The organism is Ureaplasma diversum NCTC 246 (assembly GCF_000731915.1).
Lineage (GTDB): Bacteria > Bacillota_I > Bacilli_A > Mycoplasmatales > Mycoplasmoidaceae > Ureaplasma > Ureaplasma diversum.
On record NZ_JFDP01000011.1, the window covers coordinates 1 to 5,443 of the forward strand.

The 5,443-nt window shown below is 29.0% G+C and carries 4 protein-coding genes; 1 reads left to right on the forward strand and 3 read right to left on the reverse strand.

Going from position 1 to position 5,443, the window contains the following annotated elements:
- The 3 genes from UDIV_RS00530 to lepA all read right to left on the reverse strand — a co-directional run.
- Positions 1 to 1,084 (reverse strand): BMP family ABC transporter substrate-binding protein (locus UDIV_RS00530; RefSeq protein ID WP_038101736.1); only part of this gene is annotated, 1,084 nt, incomplete at its 3' end.
- A 149-nt stretch (positions 1,085 to 1,233) separates the two neighbouring features.
- The gene (locus UDIV_RS00535) at positions 1,234 to 2,703 is read right to left on the reverse strand and encodes an MFS transporter (protein ID WP_038101739.1); all 1,470 of its coding nucleotides are present in this window, start codon (positions 2,701 to 2,703) and stop codon (positions 1,234 to 1,236) included.
- Between the two features lie 3 nt (positions 2,704 to 2,706).
- A complete protein-coding gene (lepA, locus tag UDIV_RS00540; RefSeq protein ID WP_038101742.1) occupies positions 2,707 to 4,506 on the reverse strand; it encodes a translation elongation factor 4 in 1,800 nt (599 codons plus the stop codon).
- Between the two features lie 171 nt (positions 4,507 to 4,677).
- Here lepA and UDIV_RS00545 point away from each other — a divergent pair, with 171 nt between their 5' ends.
- Complete coding sequence (locus UDIV_RS00545; RefSeq protein WP_038101745.1) at positions 4,678 to 5,406, forward strand: uL10 family ribosomal protein; 729 nt, start codon at positions 4,678 to 4,680, stop codon at positions 5,404 to 5,406.
- Positions 5,407 to 5,443: the final 37 nt, after the last annotated feature.

Genomic DNA, 5,443 nt, shown 5'->3' on the forward strand with positions numbered 1-5,443 from the left:
GATTAAATGAACCTGAAGCATATGAATCAGCAAATACTTGTTTAACTTCTTTTCATTTTTTAGGAGTAGCGTTATCTTTTTGAGCAATTTGTTTGTCCTTTAATTTTTCATTAGCTCATGCAACACCTAATTTGAAACCTTGAATGAATGTTGAAGTAGATGAGAATGGAAGACCAACAATTCCAGCTCATGTTAATTCAGTAACACCAGATCTTAAGTACGTTTTTTGGTTACTATTTAAATGATAAGCACTTGCAATTCCAGCTAAGAAAGCACCATGGTCAACTCTAAATTGAACTGAAGCAACACGGTCAACATTTTCTTTTCCAGAGAATTTATCATCAACATAAGCAGCCACTGTATTATTAGCTAAACCATTTCCTTCCATCCCTTTAATAAGGTAGTAACCATGGTAGAAACTATTAAGTCATAAGAATCTAGCACCATCATCAATTAAAGTGTTGTAAGCTGATAAATATTCTGTAGTAGTTCAACCTCTTGGAACTGCGTAGAAGTTTTGAATCGGTTGTTTTTTAATTTCTTTTTTATAAACTTGTTTGTCATTTGATGAATTTTTTTCATCAATTAATTTTACTTCTACTACATCATATGAATGTTTTTCTAAGTCTAGATCATCAAAAATAAAAACAGCTTTATTATCAATAATTTCCGCTTTTTTTGTAATAGTAATATATGATGGTCTTTCTAATAATTTTACTTCAGCGAATAAACCATTTGATCCTTTGAATTCTAAAACCAATTCATAAGATTTTTTATTTTTTAATAACTTGAATTCATTAGTTTTAGTTGCTAGTTCTGAACTAGTTTTGATAGTTTCTGAATCACTAACAACACCGTTATTATTATTATTATTATTGTTGTTGTTGTTGTTGTTGTCTTTTTCTAGCCCATTTGACTTCTTAGAGCCAACTAGTTTAACTAATGGAATTTGTACTTTAGTTTTCTGTTTATCTTGTTCACTAGCTGTGCTCCCACAAGCAACAGCAACTGCTAATAATGCTGTTGAAACCGTAATTGTACTTAAACTTGCTATTATCAATTTCTTATTTTTGATTCTAGACATATCAATTATTTCCTTAAATTTTAGAACGAGTCGTTTTTATTTCCATTTTATCTTTTCTGCTCGTTTCTAAAAAAAAAAAAAAAAAGCACTTCTAAAAAGTGCCTTTGTTCCAATTATTAATTTGTATAAATAATTGTAGTGTTATTAAATTAGTAGTTAATTTTACTAAATTGATCTGTTTTGATTGGTTTTTGTCAATCAAAACGATATTTATTATCAATTAATAAGTTAGAAGTAATTAACTTATTATTCTTATTTTGATCACCCTTTTTATTAATCCAATAAGCTGCTGTAATTAAGATTGCTGCAATTATAACTGCTCCTAATAGAATTAAGTTATAGGTTTGATTGTGTTTATAGTACTCTTGTGCTGCAAGTGTACTATTTTTATTGTATAAACTAAATCCGACTTTAACAAAGTTAACAAATGGTCCACTTAAAGTAATTCCAATTGCTAACACACTTTGATAAATACCCATTGCACTTACTTTATTTGTTCTTAAGTTAATGATTACAACAATTGTTAAAATCACATTATAAACTAAACCATAAGCAAACCCATTAAGAGCATGGATCGTAATAAATGAAATTGGTGTTACTGCAAAAATAGCGGCAGTATGATAAATCATAAAGAATGCACAACCAATCATCATAATTTGTCATGTGCTTAAACGCTTAATTAATACAGTTCCCATTAACACTCCTGCACATAATTGGAATAGATTATGAACAATTGTTAAATAAGATTCATAGAAATAAGCTTTTTGATCAATGTATTTATTTAAAATTTGGATATGTAATGAAGCAATAGATCCAGAGTTACTAAATCGAATAAATAAAATTAAAAGACCAGCTAAGGCATATAAAATAAATGAAATGATTTGATATGTTTCATTTTTAGTTTGATTTAGTGGAGTTAAATTCCAAGCAATATGACGTTTTTCTTTAATAAAGAATCACATCACAAAAGCAACTGTTAAGAAAACTATACCAATGATCCAAGTGTATTTTAATATTTCTAGATCTAATTGTTTTGTTGTTGATTCTCTTAGTGCAAGTGCGTTCATCATTGAACGAATTGGACTTGTTAAAAAGTTAGCTAATAATGGGGGAATTGATAGTAAACTAACAGCTAAGAAATATTTTTGTTTTGAATACTGTTCTTTAAAAAGTAATTGGTAAGTACCAATGCAGCTTGCTCCAATTCCAACTCCTATTGTTTGAATAATATTAGTTGTTGTATTTGGTTGAATCAAAATAGGGATATATGTAATTGTCATTACAATAATTGATAATAATAAGAATGCTTTACGATATCTTATTAAATAGTGCATATAGTCTGCAAATGCTCTAATAAAAATACCAACAAAACCATAAGCACCTAAGACTAATCATAATAAATTAACATCTCCTAATGCATTTTGCATTGGAGCATTTAAGTTTCGAACTAATGCTGTTGGGATTCAGAAGATGATATAAAAGATATATGCTAATTTATATCCTTTTTCTTCAAACTTAACTTTCATTAAGAAGATGATACTTGCAATTAAGATTAATAAGAAGATTGAACTATTAACAGCAACACTAACTTTTTGATTAAATGTTAAAAAATCAATCATTAGCTACTTCTCTCCTAAGATCTTAACAAATGCGTCTTGTGGTACTTCAACATTACCAATTGCTTTAAGTCGTTTCTTACCTTCTTTTTGTTGTTCAAGAAGTTTTTTCTTTCTTGAAACATCCCCACCATAACATTTTGCAATAACATTTTTTCGCATTGCTTTAATTGTTTCACGTGCAATGATTTTTGAACCAATTGATGCTTGGATTGGAATCTCGAATTGGTGTTTTGGAATAACTTCTTTTAGTTTTTCACAAATTACTTTTGATTTATCATAAGCAAAATCACGGTGTGAAATAATACTTAAAGCATCAACTTTTGTTCCATTTAACATAATGTCAATTTTCACTAACTTTTCAGTTTCATAACCGATTAGTTCATAATCCATTGTTGCATAACCTTTTGAAACTGATTTAAGACGATCAAAGAAGCTGTACATAATTTCAGCTAATGGCATTTTATAAATTAGTTTTCGTCGTGTTCCATCAATTAAATCTAACTCCATAAAACTACCACGGTGTTTTTGACATAATTCCATAATTGAACCAATGTATTGTTCAGGAGCAATTAAACTTAATTTAACAAATGGCTCTTTAACTGCTTTAATGTTATTAGGTAATGGCATTTTAGCAGGACTATCAATCCTGATGATTTCATCATTAGTTAATTCAATTTCATAGATTACACTAGGGGCGGTTAAAATTAGTTCAATATTAAATTCTCGTGCAATTCGTTCACGAATTACATCCATATGTAATAATCCTAAAAAACCACATCTAATACCAAACCCAAGAGCTTGAGAAGTTTCATATTCATAAGTTAATGCAGCATCAGATAAAGCGATCTTAGCCATTGCTTCTTTTAAGTGTTCATATTGACTAGTATCAACTGGATAAAGTCCACAATAGACCATTGGTAGAATTTTTTTATATCCAGGCAAAGGAGCAGCTGCTGGTTCTTTTGCGTTTGTAATTGTATCCCCAACATTAATGTCTTTTACAGTTTTAATAGCTGCAGCAATTCAACCTACTTCTCCAGCTAATAATTGTTGTTTGTTAACAATCTTTGGTGTTCTTACCCCAAGTTCAGTGACAATATATTCCTTATTATTAGACATCATTAAGATCTTATCACCAACCTTAACTTGCCCTTGTTTGATCCGAACTAAACAAACAACCCCTTTGTATGAATCATAAAAACTATCAAAAATAAGAGCTTGTAATGGTTTATTATCATCAGCATCAAGAGGAGCTGGAACATGTTTAACGATTGCTTCAAGTACATCTTCAATGTTTAAACCCGTTTTAGCTGATACAAGGGGAATATCACTTGTATCAAGACCAATAACATCTTCAATTTCTTTTTTTACTTTATCAATATCTGCACTTGGTAAATCAATCTTATTAATTGTTGGAATAATCTCTAAGTTGTTTTCAAGAGCTAAATAAACATTTGATAAAGTTTGAGCTTCAATTCCTTGAGCAGCATCAACAACTAAAATTGCACCCTCGCACGCTGCTAAGCTTCTTGATACTTCATAAGTAAAATCAACGTGTCCTGGGGTATCAATTAAGTGAATTAAATAATCTTGTTGATCTTTGGCTTTATAGTGAATTTGAACAGCATTTAATTTAATAGTAATGCCCCGTTCTCGTTCAATATCCATAGTATCTAAAATCTGATCAACCATTTCACGTTTTGTTACTGTGTTAGTTAATTCAATAATCCGATCGGATAGGGTTGATTTTCCATGATCAATATGTGCAATAATACTAAAGTTTCGAATGTATTTTTTATCCATGGTTGTCCTTTAATCAATATTTAACTTCTAATCTACAAGCTTAGTCAACTATCATATAATTTTATATGATTTGCTCTTTTTTATCATATCTTTTTTTGGTTTTATAGTCTATTATATTTTATGATATCTTTGTGCTAAAATATTATCCATATTATATATGGTAGGATGTCTATGAAACTAAAGCATAAGAAAATAATTTGATCAACTATAGCGGTAACTGGACTTGCTCTAGTATCTGCTTCAATTAGTTCTTGTACACTACTTGATAAACTATATCCAACTGTTCAACAAAATGAAGATAAACCAATTAATCAACATGTTGAAGCTTTAGAAAAAATCTTTAATATACCATCGATCCAAGAAAATAAAACAAACATCCATATCCCTGAAGACACTAAAGTTGAACAACGACCAAAAGGCAGTTTAACAATTACTAAAAATGATGGAACACAAACAAATAATAAAGTAACAATCAATGATATCAAAAAGATTGAATACGATCCTAATATCCCATTAAGTGAAACTAAAAATAACAAGGTTTTAGGTCAACTTGATCTAAAACTTGAAAATGGGGCTAATTTATTAGCTAATATTGGAATCCGTTTAATGCTTGAAGAATTTAAAAAGCACCAAGGACTTTATGAAGTAACACTAACTAAAGAAAATAAAATTGAAGTTAGTGAACAAGTCATAAGTGATATTAAACAAAGCATTAAAAAATATGCTCACGAAGTTAAAAATGCTAAAAACAATCTTCCTAAACAAGTAGCTGATGTTTTAGAAGGTGATTATATCTTTGGTTTATATATTAATATCTTCCACAACAATAAAGTAATTCAATCTCCTAAGATCTTAGATATTAACTTTAGAGATGTTTTAAATCAAGCAACTCAAGAATAATAAAAAACAAAAACTATTGGGGTTTTAAATCCAATAG